This window comes from Nocardia sputi, from assembly GCF_023501985.1.
This window is the reverse complement of the sequence record NZ_JAMFLC010000009.1, coordinates 1-25,075: the sequence shown is the minus strand read 5'-3', so window position 1 is coordinate 25,075 and position 25,075 is coordinate 1. Positions and strand designations below refer to the sequence as shown.

18 protein-coding genes are annotated in these 25,075 nt (G+C 66.6%); 1 reads left to right on the top strand and 17 read right to left on the bottom strand.

The window, feature by feature from the left end; translation table 11 throughout:
• From M8859_RS14250 to M8859_RS14215, 8 genes are all read right to left on the bottom strand, one after another.
• The gene (locus M8859_RS14250; RefSeq protein ID WP_195069998.1) at nt 1-312 is read right to left on the bottom strand and encodes a PE domain-containing protein; all 312 of its coding nucleotides are present in this window, start codon (nt 310-312) and stop codon (nt 1-3) included.
• Nucleotides 313-739: 427 nt separating this feature from the next.
• Nucleotides 740-1,036, bottom strand: a complete 297-nt coding sequence (locus tag M8859_RS14245) for a hypothetical protein (RefSeq protein WP_249644337.1) — start codon at nt 1,034-1,036, stop codon at nt 740-742.
• Nucleotides 1,037-1,079: 43 nt separating this feature from the next.
• The gene (locus M8859_RS14240; RefSeq protein ID WP_249644336.1) at nt 1,080-1,388 is read right to left on the bottom strand and encodes a hypothetical protein; all 309 of its coding nucleotides are present in this window, start codon (nt 1,386-1,388) and stop codon (nt 1,080-1,082) included.
• A 402-nt stretch (nt 1,389-1,790) separates the two neighbouring features.
• Nucleotides 1,791-5,798, bottom strand: coding sequence for a type VII secretion protein EccCa (eccCa, locus tag M8859_RS14235; RefSeq protein ID WP_195069995.1), 4,008 nt, complete (start codon nt 5,796-5,798; stop codon nt 1,791-1,793).
• Entirely contained in the window at nt 5,798-7,330 is a 1,533-nt protein-coding gene (gene eccB, locus M8859_RS14230; RefSeq protein ID WP_249644335.1) for a type VII secretion protein EccB, read from the bottom strand. The genes eccCa and eccB overlap by 1 nt, the downstream gene beginning before the upstream one ends.
• A 106-nt stretch (nt 7,331-7,436) precedes the next feature.
• Complete coding sequence (gene eccA / locus M8859_RS14225; protein ID WP_195141268.1) at nt 7,437-9,197, bottom strand: type VII secretion AAA-ATPase EccA; 1,761 nt, start codon at nt 9,195-9,197, stop codon at nt 7,437-7,439.
• Between the two features lie 538 nt (nt 9,198-9,735).
• On the bottom strand, nt 9,736-11,403 hold the full coding sequence (locus M8859_RS14220) for a WXG100-like domain-containing protein (RefSeq protein WP_249644334.1): 1,668 nt from the start codon (nt 11,401-11,403) through the stop codon (nt 9,736-9,738).
• A 27-nt stretch (nt 11,404-11,430) separates the two neighbouring features.
• Nucleotides 11,431-12,384, bottom strand: coding sequence for a C40 family peptidase (locus tag M8859_RS14215; protein WP_195069991.1), 954 nt, complete (start codon nt 12,382-12,384; stop codon nt 11,431-11,433).
• A gap of 176 nt (nt 12,385-12,560) precedes the next feature.
• Here M8859_RS14215 and M8859_RS14210 point away from each other — a divergent pair, with 176 nt between their 5' ends.
• Nucleotides 12,561-13,661: a hypothetical protein gene (locus M8859_RS14210; protein ID WP_195069990.1), complete on the top strand. Its 1,101-nt coding sequence runs from the start codon at nt 12,561-12,563 to the stop codon at nt 13,659-13,661.
• Between the two features lie 488 nt (nt 13,662-14,149).
• Here the strand turns inward: M8859_RS14210 and M8859_RS14205 are convergent, their stop codons facing one another.
• The 9 genes from M8859_RS14205 to M8859_RS14165 form a co-directional block, all read right to left on the bottom strand.
• Nucleotides 14,150-16,063, bottom strand: a complete 1,914-nt coding sequence (locus M8859_RS14205; protein WP_195069989.1) for a type VII secretion target — start codon at nt 16,061-16,063, stop codon at nt 14,150-14,152.
• Between the two features lie 148 nt (nt 16,064-16,211).
• Nucleotides 16,212-18,740, bottom strand: coding sequence for a hypothetical protein (locus tag M8859_RS14200; protein WP_249644333.1), 2,529 nt, complete (start codon nt 18,738-18,740; stop codon nt 16,212-16,214).
• A 7-nt stretch (nt 18,741-18,747) separates the two neighbouring features.
• Nucleotides 18,748-19,068 carry a hypothetical protein gene (locus M8859_RS14195; protein ID WP_195069987.1) on the bottom strand — a complete coding sequence of 107 codons (321 nt, stop codon included), beginning with the start codon at nt 19,066-19,068 and terminating at the stop codon, nt 18,748-18,750.
• Between the two features lie 37 nt (nt 19,069-19,105).
• Nucleotides 19,106-19,480 carry a hypothetical protein gene (locus tag M8859_RS14190; RefSeq protein ID WP_249644332.1) on the bottom strand — a complete coding sequence of 125 codons (375 nt, stop codon included), beginning with the start codon at nt 19,478-19,480 and terminating at the stop codon, nt 19,106-19,108.
• Nucleotides 19,477-20,202 (bottom strand): hypothetical protein, encoded by a 726-nt coding sequence (locus M8859_RS14185; protein ID WP_195141265.1) that lies wholly within the window; start codon nt 20,200-20,202, stop codon nt 19,477-19,479. The genes M8859_RS14190 and M8859_RS14185 overlap by 4 nt, the downstream gene beginning before the upstream one ends.
• A complete protein-coding gene (locus M8859_RS14180; protein ID WP_195069985.1) occupies nt 20,199-20,537 on the bottom strand; it encodes a YbaB/EbfC family nucleoid-associated protein in 339 nt (112 codons plus the stop codon). The genes M8859_RS14185 and M8859_RS14180 overlap by 4 nt, the downstream gene beginning before the upstream one ends.
• Nucleotides 20,538-20,559: 22 nt before the next feature.
• Nucleotides 20,560-22,035: a PPE domain-containing protein gene (locus tag M8859_RS14175; protein ID WP_249644331.1), complete on the bottom strand. Its 1,476-nt coding sequence runs from the start codon at nt 22,033-22,035 to the stop codon at nt 20,560-20,562.
• Nucleotides 22,036-22,081: 46 nt separating this feature from the next.
• Nucleotides 22,082-23,692, bottom strand: a complete 1,611-nt coding sequence (locus M8859_RS14170) for a hypothetical protein (RefSeq protein WP_195069983.1) — start codon at nt 23,690-23,692, stop codon at nt 22,082-22,084.
• An 11-nt stretch (nt 23,693-23,703) separates the two neighbouring features.
• Nucleotides 23,704-24,249: a hypothetical protein gene (locus tag M8859_RS14165; protein ID WP_195069982.1), complete on the bottom strand. Its 546-nt coding sequence runs from the start codon at nt 24,247-24,249 to the stop codon at nt 23,704-23,706.
• Nucleotides 24,250-25,075: the final 826 nt, after the last annotated feature.

Sequence of the window (25,075 nt, the reverse complement as noted above, 5' to 3'; positions counted from 1 at the left end):
CTAGAATGCCGCTGCTCTGCTGAGCACCTGGCCACCGCCGGCCGCGTCACCGGCAGCGAAGGCGACCCCGACCTCCGGTAGGGCGACCGCACCTTCGCTCCTCACAAAGACCCCCTTTGCCGTGGCAGGGAAGAACAACCCCGCTTGCTTAGCGCACGCGGCGGGAATGAGTGCGCTCACGTCATCGAGACCCGGCGGGGCCGGGACAGCGACGGGAGCGGCAGCACCGAGCATCAACAGCAAGTCCTCCGCGCTGACGCCGAGTTGGGAAGCGATAACCGGGAGATGATCCGGATCAACTGCGAGATGCATGGAAGTCTCCTAACAACTGGTACCCACTCTTGACGAGTAGTACGTCGACATCGAGCGGTGCAATCAGAACGTTAAGCTATTCCCAGCAGTGGTGGTATGGGACGAAACCCGCAGTCATTACATCGGCCGTGTTGCCGCCGCCTGCAGAGATCCACTGGAGGCGTTGCGGATGAGGCGAACGTCACGTGACACGAGCTCTCGGCGTAGGCCGCAAACGCGTACCGGAGGACATCCCGGACATCCGATCGCCCTCGACGAAGTCGATGTGAGCGAACTCGTCGAGGGCGACAGCGGATATTGATCAGTCTCGGCTGGACCACTCGGCAGCAACCGAGCACCGTGACCACGTTCGATCGACCGTCACCGGACCGGCTCGCTCGGCCGGGATCACGGGCCTGGACCGGCGGGACGACGAACCACGGAGCGGCTAGATGATCTGAGAGAACCGCATGGCCTGGCCCTGATCCACAACGCGGAACATGCCGTCGATACCCGACACTTCTTTGGTTGCCGCCTTGAGCTGCACCAGCGCGGCGTTGTACTCGTCGATCAACTTGTGGATGGCACGCTGCAATTCGCCGTTCGAGCTACCTGCGTCACCTTGAAAGTTCTGCTCCAGCAACTTGGCCAGCGTGTTTCGCTCACCCGCGTCGACCGACATGTCGGTGAGCACTTTGTCGGTGCGGACCACCAGACCCTCGACGGCATCGTAATCATTCTTCATTATCCGAGACCTTTCCCGATTGTTTTCTGGTGCAGATCAGGCATCAGAAATTGAGGTTGTATTTGTTGACCTGCGCCGCGTTCTCTTGGTCCTGGTTGTCGAAGGTCGCGCCGGCGATATTCAGAGCGTCGACGATATCCATGAACTTCTTGTGCAGCTGCCCCCCCTTGTCGAGGGCATTCTGCATCGCCTGCTGGATCGAAGATCCGGTCGCGCCTTGGACAGCGGGCGCGTATTCCATCTTGATGCCCTCGAGAATACCCATGTGGTTCTTGAAGGTGTCGGCGTGCATGAAGAACTTCTTGGCGACGTTGTCGATGTCCGCTCGGTCGCCGGTGAAGCCAATGGCCATATCTGTTCCTATCCTAGACGGCGTTTACCTTGCCTCGGACGGAGTCGCCGAGGACGTTGACGGGCGTGCGTGTCTCGCGATCGTCGATACCCGGCTCGGGCCCTCGACGTCCTCGACCACACCGATTGCAGCGAGTTTCTCCAGTACCGGCACCTCCTGGGTTACTCCGGGAACGTACAGCGCCGCCGGACACAGGATTTCCAGTTGTTCCGGTAGCGTCTCGCGTGCGTGGCGACGGCGCCATCCGCCTGGGCTCGGTCACGGCCCCGCACATCCGGCGGCGCGATGCCTTGATCCGGGAGTGCCATGGTGAGACTCCAATCGAGCGTGACTACCAGCTCGGATCGAGCGGCTGCTAAGAAAAACGGTAATTCATTCCCAACCTTGGGATGAATGCTGAGGTCAGATCTGCTGGGGCACCCAGGCCACCTGGACAAGATCCCGGCGAGAACTCATCGGCTCCACGTAGATTCCCCGGCCCGGCGGCTGCTTGGTGGGTCGCACGTCGCCGACGAGGATCCCGTCGAGTTTCGAGCCGTCCATGATGAGACCCGAGGAATTGAGGTTCTTCATCTGGCCGATCACGTTGTCGTACAACGCCGTGTCCGCTTGCGCGATGTTGCGCGCCGCGATGACGTGCAAGCCGGTATCCCGACCGTCGACAATGATTTCCTTCAACGGTTCCAGCGGATTCAGCGCGCCGCGCTGCGCCACCATGTGGTAATCGTCGATCACGACGAAGACCTCGGGTCCGGTCCACCAGGACCGCTCCGCGAGCTGCCGGGTGGTCACGTTCTCCGGTGGTCGCCGCGAGCGCATCTTCTCCACCAGGGCCGGCAGCGCATCGCGTACATCGCGCTCGTTGGTCACATGTCCGATAAGCATCTCCGGCGGCACCGTCTCCAGATGCCTGCGCCGGTAGTCGATCAGCAGTACGCGCGCCTGTGAGGGGTCGTACTGATGCTGGATGGACGCCAGCAGGGCAGCCAACATGGTGGACTTCCCGGATCCGGTCGAGCCGAGCACGATGAAATGCGTCGACACACTGAAATCGATTGTCGCGGGCCGCAAATCGGATTCCCGGAGACCGAACGGCACGACGAGACGCTGCGCGAGCGTCTGCGGCACCGGCCATCCCGCGCGCACCTCGTCGATGCCCACTTGCGGCGGCAGCAGTTTCACCTGCGGCGCGCGACGGCCAGGGTAGCGCTGTGCGACCTCGGCGGACGCCGCGGCGAGACCCTCCGCGGCCGATTCCGCCTCGCCCACGCCGTCGATGCGCGGCAACGCCGTGAGCATGTGCAGGCCATCGGTCGAGATGCATCGGCCCGGCCGATTGGCGGGGATCGCCGCGACCACATTGCGGTGGGCGTTGAAAGTCGTATCGGCCAAATCTCCCAGACGCATCTCGAGGCGTGTCTGCATCAGGTCCTTGATCGCGGGGCGGATGGCGATCCAGCGTGAACTGCTCACCACCAAGTGAATGCCGTAGTTCAGGCCCTGCAGCGCGATCGATTCCATGATCGGGGTGTACTCGTCGTAGTACGGGCCGTTCATACCGAACCCGACGTCCCACCCGTCGATCACCAAGAAGACATCGCCGTAGGGATCGCGGTCCAGCCACGGTGGGGTGCCGCCCCCATCGCGCATCGTACGGAACTTCCGGATGCTATCGATGCCGAACTCGGTGAACATCGACTGCCTGCTCTCGAGCAGGCTGGTCACCAACGCGATCGTGCGCCGGATTCGGTCGCCGTCGCGGGCCGCGGCGACCGATCCCACGTGCGGCAGGTTCGCCAATATCGACAACCCGCCACCGGAGAAGTCCAGACAGTAGAACTGCACCTGTTCCGGCGTGTGGGTCAGCGCCGCGGACAGGATGAACGACTGCAGCGCCGTGGATTTGCCGGACTGCGTGCCGCCGACGATGGCCATATGTCCACCGCCGCCGGACATGTCCACCGACCAGACGTCCTGACGCTGTTGGCGCGGCTTGTCCACCAGAGCCAACGGCATCTGCAACGCGCCCTGGGGAACCGCGCGGATCATCCGCTCCAGGGTGGGCGGCGCGGTCAGCGGTGGGAGCCACATCTTATGAGCGGGGTTCCCGTGCCGGGCCAGTTGCTGCAACACCGCTTCCATCACGGTGATCGACTCACCGTCGGCGACCTCGGCCGCCTCTTGGACGACCACCGGCTCGACCACCGCGGGCCGGGTGTCGACGATGTGGCCCGCGGTGAAACGCTGCGGCGGCCGGTAACCGCCACCGGGCCGGCGCGCACGCTGCGCGGAGGCCGCGGACACCTGCGCAGGCGGCGAGTACTTCTCGCCCACATACGCGGCCTGGAACCGCTGGAGGTCACCGGAACCGACCCGCAGGTAACCCGAACCCGGCTTCTTCGGCAGGTGGTAGGCGTCCGCGGTGCCGATCGCATCGCGTGAGTCACTGGTCTGGTTGGTGCGCAACGCGATTCGATAGGAGAGGTGCGCTTCCAGCTCGCCCATTCGGTTGGCGGGCACCTTCTGCGACGACAGCAGCAGGTGAATTCGCAGTGATCGACCCAGTCGGCCGATGGCCACGAAGAGTTTCGAGAAGTTCGGGTATTGCTCGAGCAGTTCGGCGAACTCGTCCAGGATGATCAGCAGGGTGGGCAGCGGTCGCAGATCCGCGCCCTGTTCCCTGGCGCGCTCGTAATCGGCGACGCTGGCGAAATTGCCCGCGTCGCGCAGGATTCGTTGCCGCCGCGCCATTTCACCGTTGATGACGTCTTCCATACGGGTGACGAGGTCGGCTTCTTCCTCCATATTCGTCACGACGGCCGTCACGTGTGACAGCCGGTCGAAGCCGAGGAAGGTCGCGCCACCCTTGAAGTCGACGAGCAGCAGGTTCAGCACATCCGGTGAATGCGTCGCGACCGCCGAAAGCACCAGGGTTCGCAAGAATTCCGACTTGCCGGATCCGGTGGCGCCGATGCACATTCCGTGCGGACCCATGCCTTCTTCGGCCGATTCCTTGATATCGAGATAGACGACACTGCCGGCCGGATCATGACCGAACGGGATGTTCAGGCGCGCCCGATCCTCGTCGCGGCGGCGGATCCACGCTTGCTCGACGCGGATCGCGCCGGGATCGGCGATGCCGACCATTTCCTCCCACGATGTGCCACCGCTGGCTTGCTCGGCGGCCACCGCCTCCACCACCGTGGACAAGCGATACGGTGAAAGGCTACGTGCCATCGCCGTCATCGCTGCCGCGGACAGCGAGTCGGCGACACCGACGCGCCGCAACCCGCGCGGACTCACCTCGTTCAGCGACCGGTCCTCGCTCACCGTGAAACGCAGCGCACGCGGAAGATTCTGCTCGGTGGCGCCCAGCCTCAACCATGTGCAGCCGTCGATGCCGGAGATGTCGCGGTCGGTCGCAGGCCCGCCGACGTCGACGATCAGCAGATAATGCGTGCGATCCAGGGTGGGCTGCGAATTCGCCGAGAACGGACCGCGATTGAGCCCGGCGAGCACTTTGGTGCGCAACTCGGCGACGGTGCGGTAGACCATCCGGCTCGGGCCTATCGCATCGGTGTCGCTCGGATGCTGGGCGTGTGGCAGCCATTTCAGCCAGGACCATTCCGGCGCGTCCGGGTCGGACAGCACCGCCGCGACCGCCACCTGGTCCGGGCCGTGCAGCACCGCGACCTCGGCGATCATCGCGCGAATCAGCCCGGCCACCAACTGCTCGTCACCATCGATACCGACCTGCGGCGCCGACAGCAGATTTATCGCGACCGGCATACCGCCGACCGTCGAATATGCCTTGGCGAACCTGGTCAGTTCGACGACACCGACCGGGTCGAGATCGGCCGTGGGCGCCGCTTCCGGGACGATGACGCGCACTTGATTGGCGATGCGTCCACGGCCGATTCGCACGCGCAGGAACTGCGGACTCGCGACCTGCACCTCCCACATCCGCTTGCCGCCGATGAGTCTGGCGATCTCATCGGGGCCGGGATGGGTGTAGCGCAGGAACGCGTACAGCTCGGCTTCTGCCCCGTGCACCGTCTTGCGGTTGTCGGTGATGCTACGCAAGTAGTCTTTGCGTTCCTCGTTGAGGCTGGCGGCGCCGCCGGAGCCGTTGCCAGCGAAGGCGCCGCCCATCATGCCGAACATCGACACCATCATCATGGCGGGGAACATCAGCATCATCGGATTCATTGCTCCGCCGCCGCGGAACATCATGACCATCATTCCGGCCATGGCCGCCACCATGACCACGGGCATGATCATTCGCAGCCGCGATGGTGGAACCGGTTTGGGCAGTTCGGTGGGTGGCTGCAACCGCAACTCGGTCACGGCGGGAGCTTTGGGACCGCGCACCATCCGCGCGGGTCGCACGAAGCGACGAGTGCTGGTCACTACGAACCACCGAGCCCGGCGACGATCTTGTTGTTCGGGATACCGTCGTGCTGGATGCGAGCGTCCTTCTGGGAAAGAGGGGGGCCGACCGCGAACAGGGCGATGATGCTCCACGGCGCGGGGACCGGCGCCCGCAGCCCCAGCGCGGTCAAGGTGGGATCGCCGGTGCCACCGCTCGGATCGGTGACCACGCCGTAGCGGACGCCGCTGTCGGAAACCCAGTAGAGCGATTCCCGCAGCGGCGAGCCCGGTTCGCTGCCGGTGACCTGTACGAAACGGCCGGTGTCCCGGGGCAGATAGGCCGCATCGGCGGTCGTGCCGCGCGAGGCGGCCGAGGTCACCAGATCCACCGCACGGTTCTGCTCCTCCTGCTTGAGCGGCAACTGCCTGCCCACCAGCAGTTCGGTGGTCGCGTTCGGATCATTCCCGGACCGCGACCAATGCAAGCAGGTCACGCCGGATCGTTCGGGTTCGACCAGCCGAATAGGCCGGGTCGGGTAACTCGCGGTGCCCGGCCACTGTCCTGGGCGGAGATTCGCAGCGATCACGTCGGGTCCGACAGTCCGGGTGGATACCGCGCCTTGGGAGTCCGCATTGCGAACCATCGCCGCCAACACGGCGCTGATCCGCACCAGCCCCGACTGTGAGACGAGATAGTACGAAACCCCTTGGTCCGGCGTCGACACGGTGAGTACCGACCCGACCGGCGTGGTGAATCCGTTGTTGAGGGTGATCGACTCGCCCTTACCGGGTACGTCGGGTACTCGCAGGGGCGGTGCCTCGGGGATCGCGTTGACCAATCCCTTCGACGCCGCCATCACCGGGGCGGTCGAGTCGATGCCGAGCGCCATGGCCACCGCGGTGCTGGCGAGGTCGATGGAGGCGCGCACCACGCCCTTCTCGGCGTCGCCGTAGACCAGCCAGGTCGTGGTGTCGTCGCGCAGCAGTCGGGCCTCGTTATCGACCAATAGGCGGATGGCCTCACCGTCGACGGTGAGTGGGCCGCCGATCGCGGTCGTCCGCACAGCGGAGCGGCTCACGGTCGGCAGACCGGTCGCCGGGTTGACCGGCGCCGCCGCACCGGTCCTCGCCGTGTCGCACACCGTCCACGACGAATCCCTCTCGTCGGTGTCGGCTATATTGCCGGGCGCTCCGGGAATGCCGACCCACGGTCCGCGCGGATACTTCGACAGCTCGTCCCGGGAAACCTGCACCGGCTTGTCGGGAGACCCGACGATGAGCCGAGCCGAGGTCAAATTCAGCGCGGGGAACAGCCGGTTGTTCAGACGCACGAACAACGCACTGGTGTCCTTCTCCGCCACGATCTTCGAGTCCCCGACCTTCTTGGCTGGTTTGAAGAATGCCAGCACGGCGGCGCCCGCGATGATCACGCATGCCAGCGCGATGCCGATCGCGAGCGCGGTGGAACGACCGCGCTGCGGGTCATCGATCATCGACGCGTCTCGACGGACGAGCGCGTGCTCGATCCGCCGCAGCAGAAACCGCCAACCAGAGATCTGGTGCTTGGTCACAACCCGGAAGCGTGCCACCGGTTCTCGTTCCTTCCGCCGCCCTGCTGCCACACCGTGACCACCGGTCACCCCGTGGATACGACCTTCATTCCCAGCAGCGGACGCCTCACACCCGCGTGCTCGGCGCCAGACCCTCCAGTGCCGCGGTGACGTCGAACGCGTCGATTGTCATGAGTTCCTCGTCGGTCATCGCGGCGATGTCGGCGTTGTCCCTGGTGAAGCGGTAATCACGCTCGGCTTCGGCGGCCTCGACCACGTTGCGCACGAAACGGCCGTTGCCTGCCAGGTCGATCAGCCGCCGACCGTTCTTGGTCTGTCCCGCCAATTCCTCACACCGCAGCCGCAGCACCTCGCGCGCCTGCTCGGACAGTATCGAATCCTTCTTCTGCGCGATGTGCTCGGCGATCTGCACCAGTTCATCGGCGTCGTAGCTGGCGAAACGGATGCGCTTGGTGAAACGGGAGGCCAGACCGTCGTTGGACGCGAGGAACCGGTCGATCTGGTCCTCGTATCCGGCGATGATCACGACGAGCTTGTCGCGGTCGTTCTCCATCCGGGCCAGCAGCGTGTCGACCGCTTCCTTGCCGAACGCGTCCCCGCCGGAAAGGCCTTCCTGGATCAGCGTGTACGCCTCGTCGATGAACAGCACACCGCCGAGCGCCGAGTCGATCAGCGCGTTGGTCTTGGGCGCCGTGTGACCCAGATGGGTGCCGACCATGTCATTGCGGGATACCTCGATGACGTCGGCGTTCTCGACGACGCCCAGGCCGGCGAAGATCTTGGCGATCACGCGAGCGATGGTCGTCTTACCCGTGCCGGGAGGACCGGAGAAAATCAGGTGCTGCGATTTCGAATCCACGGCGAGGCCGCGCTTGGCGCGAACCTGGTCCATCAGCACACCGGACTTGAGCCGGTCGACCTGCTCTTTGACCGAATCCATGCCGATCTGCGCCTGCAGCAGATCCGAAGCCTCCGTAAGGAGACTCTCACGTTCGGCGCGGGCCGCGTTGGCGGCCGCTTCGCGGGGGTCGTCACCCGTCTTCGGGTCCCACTTGTTCGTCCGGGAGGCGATGAGTTCGGCGGTGGCGACCTCGAACCGGTAGGACTTGTCCCGGACGGCGCGCTGCCATTCCTCGCGCTCGGGCCACAGCGCCGATCCTTGCAGTCCGTTGAGGATCTTGTCGGCGGCGTCGTGATCGCCGTTGTGCCGCATCAGCATGCCGAGCAGGAAGTGGGCATCGGCCCAGATGTAGGACAGATTGCCCGACGAGCTGTCTTCCACGATCCGCTGCGCGCGTGGCATGGCCTCACCGAAGCGCCCGAGGTGCGCCAGCGACTGGGCGGCCATCAGCTCGGCGGCGATATCCAGCAAGCCGTCTTCCAGCACCGGCCGCGCCGTGCGCGCGGCGAGCACCTCCGGCCACTGCTTCGTCCGGAAGAACAGCGACATGCGCACGAAATCCGCGACATCGTCGCTGGGGACCTCATCGAGAATCGCCGCCGCTTCCTGCCATTCACCGCCTTCGGCATACGAGCAAGCCTGCGCAATCGCGATCTGGTCGCGATCGGCCATCGCGACACGCAGCCCGTACATGCCGATTTCGACCTGGCACCACAGGGCGCGGTCTACCAGACCCGCTCGCTGCTGGTCGCGATAGAGGTTGTGCACCGACCGATAGGCACCGTAGATCACCTCAGAGGTGACCTCCCCCGCCATAGCGCGCCCGAGCCAGGCATCGCACATGTCCGGGTCGAGGTCGGTGGCGGCCCGAAACGCCGCCGCCGCGTGCTGTTCGTTGCGCACGCCACCGGCGACCAACCCAAGATTCTGAACACCCGTGTAGAACGCGTCCTCGGCCGCTGACACTCGGACTTCCCTTCCGCCGAACTAGCCTGCTCGAACGATAGATTCCGGTGGTCACGCTCAGGACTCGACGCCTTCCCAACTATGGGAAGTAGCCCCGGCGGCGGCGCACCCCAGTTCCGGCCCATCGACATGCCAATTTTGAACGTGCCGTCAGTTAACGGTATGTTTACTTCGGGGTCGGCGATCATCCCCCTGCAGACGACCCTTCGGCGGCGGCTGGCCAGCCGCGATCCGGTTCCTCCAGCCGCCGCACAAGCAGGTCACCGAACCTTCCGAAAATTTCTTGCCGCTATTTAGGTGCACACTATTGAACGTTCCGACAGAAGAGGGTACTGTCTGAACACAGATCGCCGGTCCCTCATCCCGACGATCTGAACCCAAAGCAACGGCCGGTGGCACCGGCAGGTCACCGGCCGTTGTGGGGGTAGGAGACCCGAGGTGTACAGAAACCTCCGGGTTGTCGACTACGTTTACCACTCTCACGGACTTCGACTTCGAGACCCGTTCCCGCCGCTGGGAACGGGTTTTTTCGCGTGCCCTACCGGGCGGTGGATCGCGCCTCGCCAGCCTGGGCATCGAGTGAGTTCATGCGATCGGAAGGCGGGGCCGTGACCGTCGAAAGCGCAGGCTTCGCGTGACTCGGACCGGTGTTCTCTGCGCTGCCCGTTTCGGTGTCCTTCTCCCGTATCGCGGGCAGCGGGGGCCGATCGACGGCGGGAGCGTGCACCACGGCGAGAACCTCGCGGGCGCGGCGCGCTGCGGCCCATGGCGTGACCGCGGGCCGACGCCCTTTCCTAGCGACCTTCCCCGGACGTTCGGCTCTGAGCGGCAGGGCATTCGAGGTAGCCGACTGCTCCCCGGTGCGCCTCCAAGGGGTGGTCGCAGCCCCTGTGCTCTGCTGCGGGATGGGCGCGGCGCCCAGTGGTCCGCCCTGAATCGAGCCCTCGACCGCCGGGTACCCCGCGAGCGAGGCGGATTCGGCTGCCGAGCCGGGCCGGTGGATCCCCGTCTCATGCGCCGACCTCACCGAATCGTCGACTCCCGCACGAGGGGCCGCCACTGTTCCATTGTCGGAAGCGGCGACCGCGGACACCGAATGCGGAGTCCCGGTTCCCGGCGGTCGTCCCGCCGCATCCGCAGCCGGGCTGTTCGGAATCCCACCCGACACCGGCGAGTTTCGCGCGGCGTCCGTGATCGAGTTGCGGTGCTCCGCCGCCGCCTGCGGAGCCGACGAGTCCATGGCGCTGTTCCGTGCACCCGGATCGCCCGCGACGCCAGCAGCCTTCTCCCCCGCGCCGACCGCGTTCGCGGCAACCGGGACGCGCGCGTCGTGGGGGTTGTCGGCGGAGTCGCTCGGCCGGACCGGAGGGTCCGGATCGACCCGTGACTCGGAGTGATCACGCGGGCGCAACGCGGCTTCGCCGACGGGTGCGGTGGGACCGACAGGCGGCTTCGCGTCCGGCACAGCCGAGTACTCGGTAGGGTCGATTCGCGATCGCGTGGTGAAGTCGAGTGTCGACACGTTTTCGGCGAACGTCGCCGCGTGCTGCAAGATGTCGTCGGCGTGGTCGTCGAGCACCTTGGCGAAGTGCTGCACCGCGTCGGGCTCCATGTGCAACGGCGGGGTCCGGCCCGAGGACGGGACATCGAGCGCATCGCGAGTGGCGTCGTAGACGACGCCTTTGACCATGTCTTCGATGGCCTGCTCGAGCGGTTCGATCGCCTTGCCGATGACCTCGGCGATGATGTAGCCGATCAGGTACTGCGACATCTCCTCGCACAGCCTGCGCGCCGCGGCGGCCACCAAGGGCGCGGAAGGCGCGAGCGGTGGCGTCAACAGGATCGAGGTATAGGCCGCGGCCAGCGCGGCGAGTTCGGCCAGCACGACGACCTTCACCACGGTGATGACCGTCGCCGCCGCGTCGAGTGCCTGCCCGACGATCTCGCACGCGCTGTCGAGTTGCCGCATGTGGGTGGCGCTCATGCCCGCCCAGGTAGCGAGCAGCTGCTGATACGACTCGCCCGAATAGAAGTCGCCCATCTGATTGATCACGCCGGTAGCCGAGGCGTGTGTTTCCTGCACCTGTTCGGCGAAGGATCGGACGTACTCGGCAAGGGCGCGCACATCGTCTTCGTTGATGTCCGGGTAGGGGACGCCGCATAGGTTCAGGAAGAACGCGACCTCGCTGGGAAGGTCTATGGCCACGCCGTGTTCCTCCCCATGGTCACCCTGTCACAGCACTCGCACGACGACGGAGTTGCTGTCCATGCGTGACCACTTCACCACCGAGCCGGTGTACGGCGCCTCTATGACCATGCCGTTGCCTGCGGCGAGCTGCACGTGCTCCGGTCCTCTGGTGCTGAAGGATGAGCCAGGAAACACCAGGTCTCCAGCACGTACGTCGTCCGGGTGCACCCGAACCCCGCTGTAGATCTGCTCGTATGTAGTGCGGGGCAGCACCACTTCACCGTTACTGGCCTGGGCGATCGCGTACTGTGTCAGGCCCGAGCAGTCGAAGCCGCCGCCACTCGGGCCACCAGCGCCGCCGCCGCCCCAGACATAGTCCGTGCCTAGCCATTTGCTGGCGGCCAGCACCGCGTTCCCGCCCTTCGTCCCGTCCGAGCGCACCATGCCGTCGCGGCGCAGCCGAGAAGCGGACCTGGACCTAGCCCTGGACCTGGTACGCCGCCGCCTGCGCGGCACGCCGCCGTGCCTGGCCTGCCGGGTCGGCGGCGTCGCGGGCGGCATGATCTGCGAGGCTTGCTGCCGCGCGGCTGCGACGTCGGCATCGACCTGCTTCGTGGCATTGGAGATGGTGGTCTGCGCGGCAGCGAGCAGTGCGGGACCGCTGAATCGGGTATCGCCCACCGAGGCGATCGCCTGCATGCGGGCCTGGAAGTCCGCGATGTGGTTGGTCAGGCGGCCACGGCCGTTGACCGTTCCGTCGCCGGACTCGCCCACGGCTTTGCTGACAATGCTGTCCTTGCCCGCATGCGATTCCGCGATCGACAGCTGCATCCCCTGCGCCTCGCCGTATCGTAACGCCACCGCCCCGGAATGAGCACGCATGTCAGCGGCGATCGCCTGGGTCACGCTCGCCGCCTGGCCGGCGGGCTGACCGTCGCCATATAGGGCGACCAGCGATCGAAGTACTCCGTCCAGGTCGTCAGTCAGTGCAGGTGCCATTCGACCGACTCGCCATCGCTCATCACCGACCGCCTCTCACACTTTTCAGCTATTGTGTCGTCTCCACCGGATCGGTCGTATTCCCATTCATGGGTGGGTAATCGAACTATGGACTACTTCCCAAGTTTGAGAAGCCGGGACAATGGGTGTGACTTCTGAGAGGCGGTGGCGACGGTATGGCACCAATTGCGGCGGATACCACAGCGAAGAAGGCGTCGGTGCTGGCGTCCACCCCCCTGGCCAGTGCGGCTGCCGAAGCCAAGCATTTCTGGTTGGTCGACTTGCATTGCCCACCCGGTGCCTCGGAAGGGTTGCGTGCCTTCATCGCATTGGCGGACACCGCCATTCAGACCGCGGTAGATCTGCTCGGCCGCGGCATGACGACTCCCCCGCCGAAAGTCGACGACCTGCTCAAGCCCGCGATCTACGAAACTCTCGGTAAAGGCGAGGCGGACGACGAATACCGCAAGACCATCGACAAAGTCGAGGCCAGGCAGCTGAAGCTGTTGCAGATGGACGATCAGGTCGTCAAGACCTCCGTCACGGTAGCCGCCGAACAAGTTCAGGCCCTGCGCTCCATCAAAACCATCGTGACCGAACTCAACGCCAAGCTGAAGGCGGCGGGCACCGCCAAACTCAAGCCCGCGCAGGAGCTTCCCCTGCTCAAGGCGGTCGCCGCCGCCGTGGAAGCGGTCTACGACAAGGTCACCGCGATCGCCGACCTCAACGAGGACATGGCTAACGGCGGTGGAAAGAACAACTCCGGTGGCGGCCAGGCCGGCGGGGGTGGCGGCGCGACCGGCGGTGGCGGTGGAGGCGGCGATATAGCGAGTAGCTTGGCCTCCCTGCTTCCGATGCTCGCGATGCTGCCGATGGCGGCGATGCCGCTGGTCCAGCAGATACCGGAAATGATGCAGAAAGCCGAAGAGGACAAGGCCAAGAAGGCCGAGGAGAACCGGAACAACGGCGCTCCCGGACAACCTGGCCAGACTCCGCCGGCCAACCAGAACGCAGCCACCGTGCCGCCCCCGGGGAATCCGAATGCTCAACCGGCCGCCCCGCAGCCCGGCGACCCCAATGCGGCTCCGGCTGCGAATACCGCGCCGCCCGGCGAGCAAAACGCGGCTCCCGCAGTTGCCTCGGTGCCCGGTGTGATCCCGGCTCGGCGGACCAGAGACGGCTCGCCGACCGATCGGCCGGGTCGAGGAGATGCCCCGCAGGATGCGGCCGTCGATGACGAAGTGGACCAAGAGGCAGGTCAAGTCATCGAGGCGTAGCCGTATCGAACGGCTGAGCGGACGGCCCGCAGGGGCGTTAGCACGTTACGCGAAGTCTGCGCCGAGTCAGTGCGCTCCGGAAGGTGTACTCCTGACGTTGCCTCGGGCGCGCAGCCCGAGATGGACTGAACCTGAACGGTCGGGCAGATCGTGCGGGTCGCCCCGGGCGACTCGATGTCGGCCTCGCAGCGATCACCAGCGCAGACCGTTCCGGTCCGCTGTGCCTGGCCGATGCTGTTGACCAGTTGTCATAGCTCATGCCGTACCGTCGGATTCCGCTATCCGGCGGCGGCTACCGTAACCGGATCGGCTATCTTCCCCCAAGCCTCTCGTGCGAACACCGGCCACGATTCCGGTTGAAGCTGCGAACACACGGAATCGCGCCGCTAGGGCCGTCCTACCGGAATCGCGTGCGATCCAGGTCGCGGCACCGAAGGAACCACCGTGCCGTGACCCGGATCGCCGGATCTCTTACCTTCGAGTCACCTTCACGACCGCTCCGGCGGCGCCACCGAGGGAGGTGATGTCGTCGGCGCGACCACGATACCGGGCGGCGGCCCGCCTGCGACGTCGGGCGCGGTGACCGAGGGAACCGTCGGCCGCGTGACGCGCTCGGGCTGCACGGCGGTGGACACGGGTGCCGGTGTCGAGACGAACTGCGGATGCTGCGTGATCTGTTCGTGCGCGTAGACGGCGTCACGCAGCGTCTGCCTGCTCGGTTCGTTCGCCAGCAGCAGCAACAGCTCGTTGCAACGGCGCTCGAAGACCATGCTGCGCAACGGGGAAACGCCGGCGTCGAGCCGCAGCTGCCCGATCTCCACCCGGCCCACGTCGACCCGCTGCCCGAGCATCGAAGCCGCCAGCAGATCGTCGGCGTCGCGCAGTTCGTCCCACAGTTCGCGTGGCACTGTCTTCCCGGATTGCAGTTCGGCGAGAATCCGTTCGCGAACCCGGCGCGACGTGGCCGCTTCCGCGGGTACCGATCCGGAGCGTCCGACTTGCCCGTGGGCATCCGCGGCGAGTTCCACACAGCGGGAGACCACCTGCGCGTCGGGTACCGACGAGACATGTTCCAGTCCCGCGATAGAACCGGTCAGACCGAGGCGGTCGGCGGTGTCCGGGGTGAACTCGCGCAGGTCGACGTCGTAGGAGGGGCCGACGAGCCCTTCCATCGCCGCCTCACCGAAGCGGGAACGCAGGCCGGGATCGATCGGTCCGGACGACACGAGGGCCGACAATTGCGCGTTCGCCTTCGCACCCCATGCCAAGCCGAATTCCGCCAATACCCGAGCCGGGTCCGTGACGCCCTCCCACGGCGATCCGCTGCCGTCGTCGGCTGTGAGCAATTCGTCCCAGTTCCACGGGGTAGAGACCTCACGAGGCAGGAACAATCCGGCGGGCAGCCAGCCACGGCCTTCGTTCGAGGTGATGAATATGCCAGTGCCCCCCGGACCACGCATCACCGATACCGCCCAGGCCATGCCCACCGGAGAATCCACTGCGGCGAGCACGCTGCCGAGCAGCGTCCTGGCGAGTACCAGATCGTCGTTCACCTGGTTGCCCACCATGTACGACGGCTCGGCCTCCTTGTCCTTCGCCGAGGCGACAGCGGCGGCGAAGGGACTCGAGACCGGTACGGGCATGGGGGGCAGGTCCGACCGGCCCGTGGCACCGCTGGGCGGCTGTGTCGAACCACGGTCCTCCGCGCCGGAATTGAGCGGCCCCACCCCAGCGGGCGGCATGCCTCCTGTCGTCGGCGCCGTCACGCTGGTGCTGGACGGTCCACCCGGTGTCGTCCCGGTCGCGTTCGGTGTGCCGTTGGTGCTGACAGATTCCGTCGGCATGGCAGTCGCGCCGGGCACACCCGTACCCGACGGTGACGCCCCATTCGGCCCGCCGGGCGAGGTACCGGCCGGGGTGTTCTGGGTGCCATCGGGCCCGACGGAAGTGGGCCCGGCCGAGGTGGGACCGGCCGAGATGGGCACATCGGATGGCCCACCGGGCACAGGAGTCGACGGCATCGTCGGCCCGCTCGAACCCAGCGGATCGGTCGAGCTTCCGACCGGCGCCGTCAGGGAAGGTTGATCGGTGACGCCGCCCACCTGTCGGATGTGCGAGGCGAAATCCTCGTCGGACTGCTCATAAGCGTCCGCGGACGCACGCAACGAGTCACGAGTGCGCTCGTGCTCGCTGGCCAGCGCCTCGCCCGCACGCTGCCGGGCGTCGTAGTACCGCTCCAGCGCTTCGTAGACCGGATAGGCGATCTTGCCGTAGGTGGGCAGGAAGTTGGCGAGCCAGTCCGCGGGCGGTTTGGCCCATTCCCGCGTGTCACGCGCGACCCGGTCGTGTTGGTCGGCCAGCTGACGCAAAACCGCAGGGTCGATTTCCATGCTGTTCGGCATGCTCGATCAGATCCTTTCCCACCACACGTTCCCCTATTGTCGATCCTTCCCAGACATGGGGAGCCGATTGTCGTGACCGACGCGCCGAGGGGCACCACGTCTTTCCCCTCATTGGTTTCGACGTATCGAGGCGATGGCTCAGACCTGCTCAGCGGCTCGGCCCCGCCGTGATGGTCGGGCGGCGAGCCGGACCGCCGGTGGGAGCGGGAGCCGGAGCGATGAACGACGGGTGGCCCACGACCTGGGCGTGCGCATACATCGCGTCGCGCAAACTCTGGCGTGTCGCGGCCTCCTCCAGCAGCAACACCAGTTCGTCGCACCGCCGCTCGAACACCATGGCGCGCAGTGCGCTCATCTCCGATGCGAAGCGTCCGTCGGATTGTTCGGCGCGCAACTCCCCCAGCGCGACTCTGGACACATCGGCGCGCCGCGACAGCATCGTCGCCGTGAGCAGGTCGTCGGCGTCCCGGAGTTCTTCCCACCACTCCTGCGGCACCTCGCGTCGCTGCCGCAGCGCGGTGAGGATCCGCTCGCGGACAGCGGGCGCACCCAGCGCGGCCGGAGAGCCGAGACCGGCCTTGTGCACGCGAACGTGCGCATCCGACGCCAAGTCCCAGCGGCGCCCGGCGATTTCCGCTTCCGGTGTCGTCACGGCCCGCTGCACCAGCGCCGGGGCCCCCACCAGTTCGAGACGGTCGACCAGACTCGGCCTCGGAGCGCTGAAGTCCATCGCCGACGAGGCGGTCACTTCACCCTCGATCGGCACTTCGCCCAACTGCCGCCGCAACTCGGCGTCGATTTCTCCCGACGCGACGACGGCGGTCAACCGAGCGCCGGACTTACGTCCCCACGCGATCGCGAACTCCGCCAGCACGCGTGCGGGGTCGGCCACACCCTCCCATGCCTGTCCTTCGGAAACCTCCCATACCCAGGGAGTCGAAAGCTCGCGCGGCAGGTACAGCCCGGCGGGCAGCCAGCCGCGGCCCTCGTTCGAGGTGACGAACGCGCTGATACCGCTTTGATGGCGCATCACCGAAACCGCCCAGCCGAGGCCGAGCACTGCGTCGCCCCCTGCCGCCAGGACGCCGCTCAGCAGCGTGCGTGCCAGCACCAGGTCGCCGTCCACCCGCTCACCCAGTACGAATGCCGGGGCCGCTGCCGACGTCATGGCGGCGCCGACCACAGCGCGGATCGAATCGTCGCTGCCGTCGGTCTCATCCCGGTCGGCATTCGCGCGCTGCTCGGTCCGTTCCGGCGGAGGCGCCTTGACAGCGCCGCCCGAACCTGGGGGCGGACCGGCGGTGCCCACCGTGATCTTGGGCGCGACGGCCGGTCCGCGTGCTTCGCTCGGGGGCGTCGCCTGCTTGGCCTGCACCTGCGGCGCACCTGGACCCGCCTGTGCCGCCGGAGCGGAGACCGCCGGCCCCGGCGGATTGACCGATGCCGCCGGTGCCGATGGCGCGAGGTGCGGAGGCGCTACGACGGGTGGCGGAAGGACGTATGGCATCGGCGGTGACGCACTTTGGTCGGACACGGTCACCGAGGAAGCGGCGTACCGCTCCGGCCCGGCTGCCTCGGGCGCTTCCGTTGCCGACGCGGTCGTGGATCGGTCGTCGGAGCCGGGTTCCGAGCCATCGATCGAGGCATCCGGATCCCTTCGATCCGGGTCGCTGCCCTCCGAAGCCGACTCATCCTGCTGGTCGCCGTCGGTCTGGACATCCCGATCGGCGGCTACGGGCTCGGTGTCCGTGACCTGCGTACGAGGCGTTCCGGCCGCGGACGGCAGGCCCGTGCCGTCGTCGGACACCGCGCCGGGCACGGGGCTCACGGGGACAGGCGTTGTCCCACCAGGCGGGTATTGCGTGGGCTCGGAACTTGTCGGTGAAGGCGGACCGGCCGAAGGTTCATCGGCAGGAAGGGAATTCGGCTGCTCCCTGAGTTCGTCACCGGGCAGGAGCGGGTCGACCGGATCGGCGGCAGGCTCGTCGGCGACGACCTTCGGCAACAGCGGGACCGGAGAAACGTCCTTCGGTCGATTCGTCCCTTGCGGTCCGTCACCACGCGGAGCACCGGAGTGGTCTCCGGCCTGCCGGTGCTCTGGATAGTCGTCGGTGTCTCCTTCGTTGCCGGGCGCCCAAGGTCCCGGCTGTCCCAGCGCGTCGGCGATCAAGCCGAGACTGGGCAGGCCCTGCGGGTTGATCGAGTCGAGCGCTGCCCGGACGACGTCCTCCACGTCGTCCCTGGCGGCGGCGATCATGCCGGGAATTCGGCTGCGAATGGCCTGGGCGTCGGATTCGTCGTCCTCCGCGGCGGCCGCGCGTTTGGTCTGGTTGATCCTCGACGTGGTTTCGTCCACGATGTCCAGGATCTTGTTGCGGGTCCGGTACACCAGGTCCGAGAAATCCCGGAAGGTGTCCGCGGCGGCCTCCAAGGCGTCCGCGAACGACTGCGGGTTCATTCTCTGCCGCAGCATGTCGTCCTTGACCGGTTGCAGACCGGCACTGGAGCGGACCCGCTCGTCGAACTCGCGGCGTTTGCTGTCGGCGTCGAGCAAGTCCAACGCCCCCGCACCGTCCCGCGCGAGACGTTCCAGCGCATTCCAGTCCCCCGGCGAGATCACCGGCCAGTTGTCGCCGACGATCGCGTCCCAGTACGGACTGCTGCGCTCCGGTTCCATCAGCGAATCAGATGGATCGGGTCCGACGACGCACCTCGGCCGCACCTGCGCGATCGGCGTCGCCATGGGTGTAGGACACTTGGGCGGTGACCTGAGTCGCCGCGTCCACGCGGCGTCCGTTTGCCCGTTCCGCGCGCTTGAACATGGCCCGCATCCGGTGCGTGAGCGCCACGAGTTGCCGATCGATCTCCGATTCGGGCCGTCGGGGCGCGACGAAGCCATCGCTGATCGTCGCGACTTGGCCGCCCACCGTGGTGATCGCGGTTCGGAACTTGCGCGCGGCGGCGACCACCTCGTCCGGGTCGTCGGTATCGAATTTGTCGGTCATGTCGCTGTCCTATCTCGCCGGCTACGGCGGTCTGCGCTCAGGTATCGCGCCGGAACTCGGCCTCCTCCATGGCGCGGTACGACGCCTCGGTCGGAAGGTCGAACGAGTCGATCGTGTAGGAACGGGTGCCCTTGTACTCCATCTCGGCCCGCAGACCGACGCGCGACTTAGCATGCGCCAGGCGCGCGAGCTTGACGATCTGGGACGCCAACCAGTCGTCGCCGTTGTCCCGAGCATCGTCGGTGATGTACAGGCCGATGATCTCCCCGTCCCGGTCGCATCCGACGCCGACGGTGTGGTCGGGGTTGAACACCTCGTAGGTCAGGTTCCGCCAGTCCGGTGCGGTGGCTTCCCGCTCATCGTCATCCTCGATGTCGAAGTCGTCCATCTGGAGTGGGTGCATGTCGGTCATCGGCTGTTCTCCGAGAATCGTTCGCCGGGCTGGGAATCGAGGGAGTGGTCGGCATCGTCGGCCGCGTCATCCAGGCGCGCTGCGAGCACGGACCATGCGGCGTCCTCGATGCGCATGATCTGGCGCATCTGCCAGAACCTGGCACCGAGATACATCTCGCCGGTGCCGTCCGCGGCGACGTCGAGATGATCGGGACCGTCTGTGGTCGCGTTCAAGGTCACCGCCGTGACCGGCGGGCGCGTGTCGTCTACGTTGACCAGGGTCGCACCGCCGCCCGGAATGAAACTCTGCCGCAGCCGGGCGCTGGTTCCTATCGCGACGTCGGCGCTGTTGGTAGTGATCGTGACCTCGGGATTCAACAGCAGTTGCAACACCCAGGACCGGGCCACCTGCGCGGGATGGTCGGCATTGATCGCGATCGTGAGGGCGGCCGCCAGATCGATCACGAGCACGGAATCCGTGGACGTGACACCGACGACCACCAGCCGCCTGGCGGTGCCGACCGGGTAGGGCAGATCGTCGGCGGCCAGCGATACCACGTCCGCGCCGACCCCGCCTCCGGTCGCCGGGTGGGCGGAGACGGTTCCGGTGGCGACGTCGATGGTGTAGGCGACGATGGTCTCCGAGATGCCGTCCGTTACCCCGGCCAGACGTACCAGTCCTTCGTCGTGCAGCCACCGCACCGTGTCCGCGACCGTGACCTCCGGGGCCGGCTCGGTCATCCGGCCTGCCCCGAAGCAGTGGCGACCGGCTCGATTTCATCGACGGGAGTTTCCATGACGCTCTGGTACTGCCGCGCCGCATCGGCGGTGCTCTCCCGGATGGCGGCCATGATCTCGGCGACCAGTTCCGGGCTGGTGAGCCGCGCGGCGGTGCCCGGCGCGAGGTAGAGATCGGTCAGCCTGCTCATGGCGTCGACCTCCGGGATGACCGCGCCGCTCGGCGAGGGCCTGCGGGCGCGAATGTTGTCGATCTTCTCCCGCATCTCGGCGATCCGGTGCCGCAGATCGCGGGCGGCGTCCAACGCCGCCTGCACGTCCGGGTGGATGGAACTCACGACTCCACCTCGCTGCGCTCACTCATGCGTTACCTCCGGGTTGAGAAGGGGTCTGGTTGCTCGGCGCGGGCGTCGGCGGAGTCACGGTCGGGGCTATGGTCGGCCGTTCACCGATCACCGCTTCGGTGTGCGGTGTGTCGTCCACGTACATCAAGCGGTCGGGATGCCACGCCACGACACGATTGCGGTCGTTGTTGCCACCGGCTCCGTTGCCCATGCCCGGCGCCATCGGCATGTACGGCATCATCGGTGCACCGCCGCGGGCGGCGGCGGCATTGGCGCCCGACGACGCGGCGAGGGGTTCGATCACCGAGGTGCGCGGCATGCCCGAACCCAGGCTGGCCGCCGCGGCCACCGGCAAGGCGCTGGCCTGGATGGTCGCGGCCTCGACATCCGGGATGCCGGCGCCGGGGCTGCCTGCGGGCATCCCACTCGGGCTGCCCGCGCCGAGTCCGCTCGGGATGCCCAGGTTGTCGTAGCCGTATTCGTCGAGGCCGTAGTCGTCGTAGGCTTCCGACGCATCCTGCTGTCCGAGCTGGCTCAACGGCATTCCGGCCGAGGCCATCGCACTCATCAGGGCCGGCAGCATCTGGGTCAGCGCACTGCTATCACCGCTGCCGTTGCCCTTGCCGGTACCAGCGGCTTCACCGGTGCCCTCGCCGGCGCCGACCTTCGAGCCGACCTCGGTCGAATAGCCGGTGATCGTCTCCGCCGAGCGAGCGTTCTGTTCGTTGAATTTCGCCAGAGCGGCCTGGATGCCGAGTTCGTTCTTGGAGCGCATCGCCTTGATGAGCTCCTTGCGCGCGGCGATGATCTCCTCCGGTGTCGGGTGTTTCGCCTTGGCCGTCCGGAATGCGTTGCTGTAGGTGTCGATTCCGTCGGCCAGCAGCCCGATACCGGTGCCGAGCTGGTCCAGCCACCCGCGGCGCTGGCCCAGTTCGGTCGCCGCCGCGGCGCCGACCGGTTCCCAGTGCTGCATCGTCTTGGCCGCGGAGTCCACGCCATCGACGGCCGCGAGGTGGGGGCCGACGGCGAACTTGCGCAGCGCATCCGCGAAACCCTTCGCCGCACCGGGCCCAGGTCCCGAGTGCAGCTGCTGGGCGAAGGTCAACGGGTCGACGGCGCCGCCCGCGACGGGAAACCGCAGCGCAGGCGGCCGCCGCTGCCCGAGTTCCTGTACTTCGCCGACCGGATTGGCGACGAGTTCGCCACCGCTGCCGTTGATCTCCCGGGCTCCACGGTCGTCGGCGGCGGTGTAATCGGCGGCCGCCGCGCCGATATTGAACGCGGTGCGCTGGACATCGGTGAGCACACCGGCCAATCCGTTGAGCAACGAAGCGGCCTGCGCGTTGAGCTGGGGCACCGCGGCGGCCGAAATCGGATCAGCCCCCGCGGGCACGACCCATCCGCCGGGCAGCGCCATCCCGGTATCGCGCGCCACCGCGGCGAGTTTCGACGCCGCAGCGACGAGTTCCTGCGGATCCACATTCAGCGCCATCGCGACCTCCTCTCCTCATCTGCCGCCTCTCGCACTTCTCGCGCGATCAGCCCGCCGCGACAACCGGCATTGCCGCGTTCGCGGGCTGATCGGCCGCGCCCGGCGTCGCGGGGGGCGCGCCCTTGTCCGCCGGCGCGGTCAGCTCGATGCCCTTCGGGTGTACGAACCCGGAGAACTGACCGAATTCCCCGCCACTGTCGGACATTTCCGGTGTGAACGGTTTCAGCTCGCCGTTGATGACGGCCTCCAGCGTGCCACCCTCCTCGGAACCGAACACCACGAGGATCGCGGTGCCCTTGTCCCACGTGGCGACGTCGCCGGTCATCAGCTGGTAGGGATCGACGCGATCGCCGATCTGCTTCTTGTCCGACCACTTCGCCGGTGTCTTCTCGTAGGCCTTCTGGGCGTCGGTGCCGCTGGCGTTGCCGAACGCCGCGTCGAGCGCTTGCGCGACCATAGCGGACACCTTTTGCGTGCGACCGTCGGGGAAGGTGTAGATCACGCTGCCGTCCGCCTCCGGTGTCCGGCCGGGCGCCACCGCGGGTTGTGTGGAAGGCGCTGTGCCGGCGGGTGCTCCGCTGTGCTGGGTCGCCGGAGCCGTTGTGGCGGGCTGCACGCTGGCGGGCTGTGCCGTAACCGGCGCGGTGACCGGCGGCGGAGGCACCGGAGCGAGTTCGTCGTCGAAGCGGTGCGGATCCAGTTCGGCCCGCCGATTGTTCAAGTCCTGGTCGGCCATGTTCCGCATCATCGCCTGCTGCATCATCATCGGCAGCATCGAACTCATCATGTCCATGCCCGAGCCCATCGGCGACGTGGCCGGGGTCGACGGCGGGATAGGCGTCGTGGGTGTCGCGCCAGGGATGTTACCGATGCCGTCGACCCCACCGGGCGTGTTCACGCCGGGAAGGTCCGTACCGGGGTCACCCAAGTCGGGTGGCGTCAAACCGGAGTTGTCCGGATTATCCAAACCGTCCAAGCCATCCAGGCCGGGCGGGAGGAGACTGTCCGTGCTCGGGGGATTCGGAGGCTGCTGTATGCCGGGCGTCCACGTGTCGATAGGCGGCGGATTCAACGCCGGATTCTTCTGCGCTGCCTCCAGATCCTTGATCTGCTTCTTCAGGTCTTCGATCATTTTGGTCTGGTCGTCGATTGTTCCCGCAACCCCGCGCTGACCTTCACTTACCTTGTCTACCTCGGTAGCCGCGCTGCTGCCCGCGTCGGCAACCCAGTTCCAGATGTAGTCATCGATACGTATTCCCTGAGGTGGGACGGTCGGCGCCAACGCAACGATTTTTGTATCGATCACCGAATTGATTGCTACCTGCCCGCGATTGGACCACTTCTTGGACTCTCGCACCGAGGTCACCAGATTACTGCTGGAAGTGTGGAGCGTGGTCCACGCATTCCGGAGTTTCACCGCGACTATTGCATAGTCCTGAAAACTCCCGATTGCGCCACTCGGGGCGACCTGCGGCACCTGCGGTGCGGCAGGGGGATCTTCCGTGGCATTCTTGCCGAAACTCTTGTAAATATCATCGAAGTTGTTCCACAGATCTTTGAAGATGGACTCGGTGAATTTCGAATAGACAAGTTCACGAGGATAGTTGCCGTTCGCGATCGCCTGCCGATCGGGCATCAGCATTGGGTGCATCTCCACAGAACTGCTCCTCAGCGGGTGAACTGCGTCAATTCATTCAAAACCTTGGTTGGAAGCGTGCCCACCGCCCCACCGATTGCCGGCATCGTCGCAGGAGGCGCAGCCTTATGCTGCCCGCCCGCAATGCCGGCGCCCACGCTCGCCCCGCCCAACCAACCGCGGGCCGCATTCAGCGACGCACCTCTCGCATTCCATGCATCTCCAAAGGCCATGCGATTTGCCGGGTTACGAATACTCGGATTCACCGCTCCCGAAAGCGCCCGCCGCGCCAGATTCTGCCCACCCATCGTCGCGAATCCGCCTCGGATGGCGCCACCGATACCGCCTCCCAGCAAGGCAAAGGCGCCGGTTTGAGCGCCATTGGTCATCGCTTCACCGAAGCTGCCGCCCTCGGCCCCGGTTATGGCCGCTTCTGTCAGTCCTGCTGCCAGAGCAGCGCCCGCCGCAGTCCCGACGCCAGGAAGGAGCACCGACCCGACCGCGCCACCAACAAAGGTGGCGCCGGTGGTCAACGCGAACTTTCCGACATCTCCCCATGAGATACCGAAGAAGCTCATGAGATCACCTCCTGGTTGCTAGAGCGAGCGCTGGTCCCCGGCCGACCGGCCGGCCAGACGCCTGGTCGTCGGTTACCCCCATTGCGGCCGGCACCAACCGGTGGGCCGAAGGCGCGCAAGGTTCGAGCCTCACCACGGCCGAGTCCGCCTCTCGATCGAACTCATCGCCGAACGGGAGCGACGCATGCCAACGACCGACCATGAGTGAGACCTACTTTCGACGTCTTCATTGTCGAGGCTTCCCAACTACGGGAAGCACGGCGTTGGCAGAACCGGGGAGGCTGGTCCCAATCCCTTTACACTGACAGGCGCGAATTGACCAGGCTGCCTATCAGTTGACAGCAACCAAGAGGATGGGTCGGATGCACCTCTGCCACCTGTGGGTGGAACCTCCGGTTCGGGCGTGGTTCCACCTGCCGATGGCACCGACGACCGGGGGAAGGTCATGACCTCTGCTGAAATCTGGCCTCCCGAGGTCGAGGTAGAAGCGAAAGAGCCGGGCACGGCTGAAGCTCAGCGGCCCGCGCCGGTGACGCCGTGGTCGAGCCGACCGGATCAGCGACGGCCACAGCCGGCTACCGCCATACCGGGACAACCAGGCGGTCCGCCTGTGCCGGGCCAATCGGGTGCTCCGGCGCCCGGTTCCTCCAATGGCGCCGGGCAGCCGGGCCAATCCGGATCGCCAGGTCCTTCTCAGTCGGTTCCGGTTCAGGCTGGTGTGGCTCCTCCGGTTGCTGGTCAGCCTCAATCTGCTCCTGCTCCTGCTCCTGGTCCGGGTGTTCCGGGTCAGTCGCTGCCGGGTCCGGGTGATGTGGTGCCGGGTGGT

Excerpts from the sequence above, each read along its gene's own strand:
- M8859_RS14250 (WP_195069998.1), bottom strand. The coding sequence starts at position 312 with ATGCATCTCGCAGTTGATCCGGATCATCTCCCGGTTATCGCTTCCCAA.
- M8859_RS14245 (WP_249644337.1), bottom strand. The coding sequence starts at position 1,036 with ATGAAGAATGATTACGATGCCGTCGAGGGTCTGGTGGTCCGCACCGAC.
- M8859_RS14240 (WP_249644336.1), bottom strand. The coding sequence starts at position 1,388 with ATGGCCATTGGCTTCACCGGCGACCGAGCGGACATCGACAACGTCGCC.
- M8859_RS14215 (WP_195069991.1), bottom strand. The coding sequence starts at position 12,384 with ATGGCACCTGCACTGACTGACGACCTGGACGGAGTACTTCGATCGCTG.
- M8859_RS14210 (WP_195069990.1), top strand. The coding sequence starts at position 12,561 with ATGGCACCAATTGCGGCGGATACCACAGCGAAGAAGGCGTCGGTGCTG.
- M8859_RS14205 (WP_195069989.1), bottom strand. The coding sequence starts at position 16,063 with ATGCCGAACAGCATGGAAATCGACCCTGCGGTTTTGCGTCAGCTGGCC.
- M8859_RS14200 (WP_249644333.1), bottom strand. The coding sequence starts at position 18,740 with ATGGAACCGGAGCGCAGCAGTCCGTACTGGGACGCGATCGTCGGCGAC.
- M8859_RS14195 (WP_195069987.1), bottom strand. The coding sequence starts at position 19,068 with ATGACCGACAAATTCGATACCGACGACCCGGACGAGGTGGTCGCCGCC.
- M8859_RS14190 (WP_249644332.1), bottom strand. The coding sequence starts at position 19,480 with ATGACCGACATGCACCCACTCCAGATGGACGACTTCGACATCGAGGAT.
- M8859_RS14185 (WP_195141265.1), bottom strand. The coding sequence starts at position 20,202 with ATGACCGAGCCGGCCCCGGAGGTCACGGTCGCGGACACGGTGCGGTGG.
- M8859_RS14175 (WP_249644331.1), bottom strand. The coding sequence starts at position 22,035 with ATGGCGCTGAATGTGGATCCGCAGGAACTCGTCGCTGCGGCGTCGAAA.
- M8859_RS14165 (WP_195069982.1), bottom strand. The coding sequence starts at position 24,249 with ATGAGCTTCTTCGGTATCTCATGGGGAGATGTCGGAAAGTTCGCGTTG.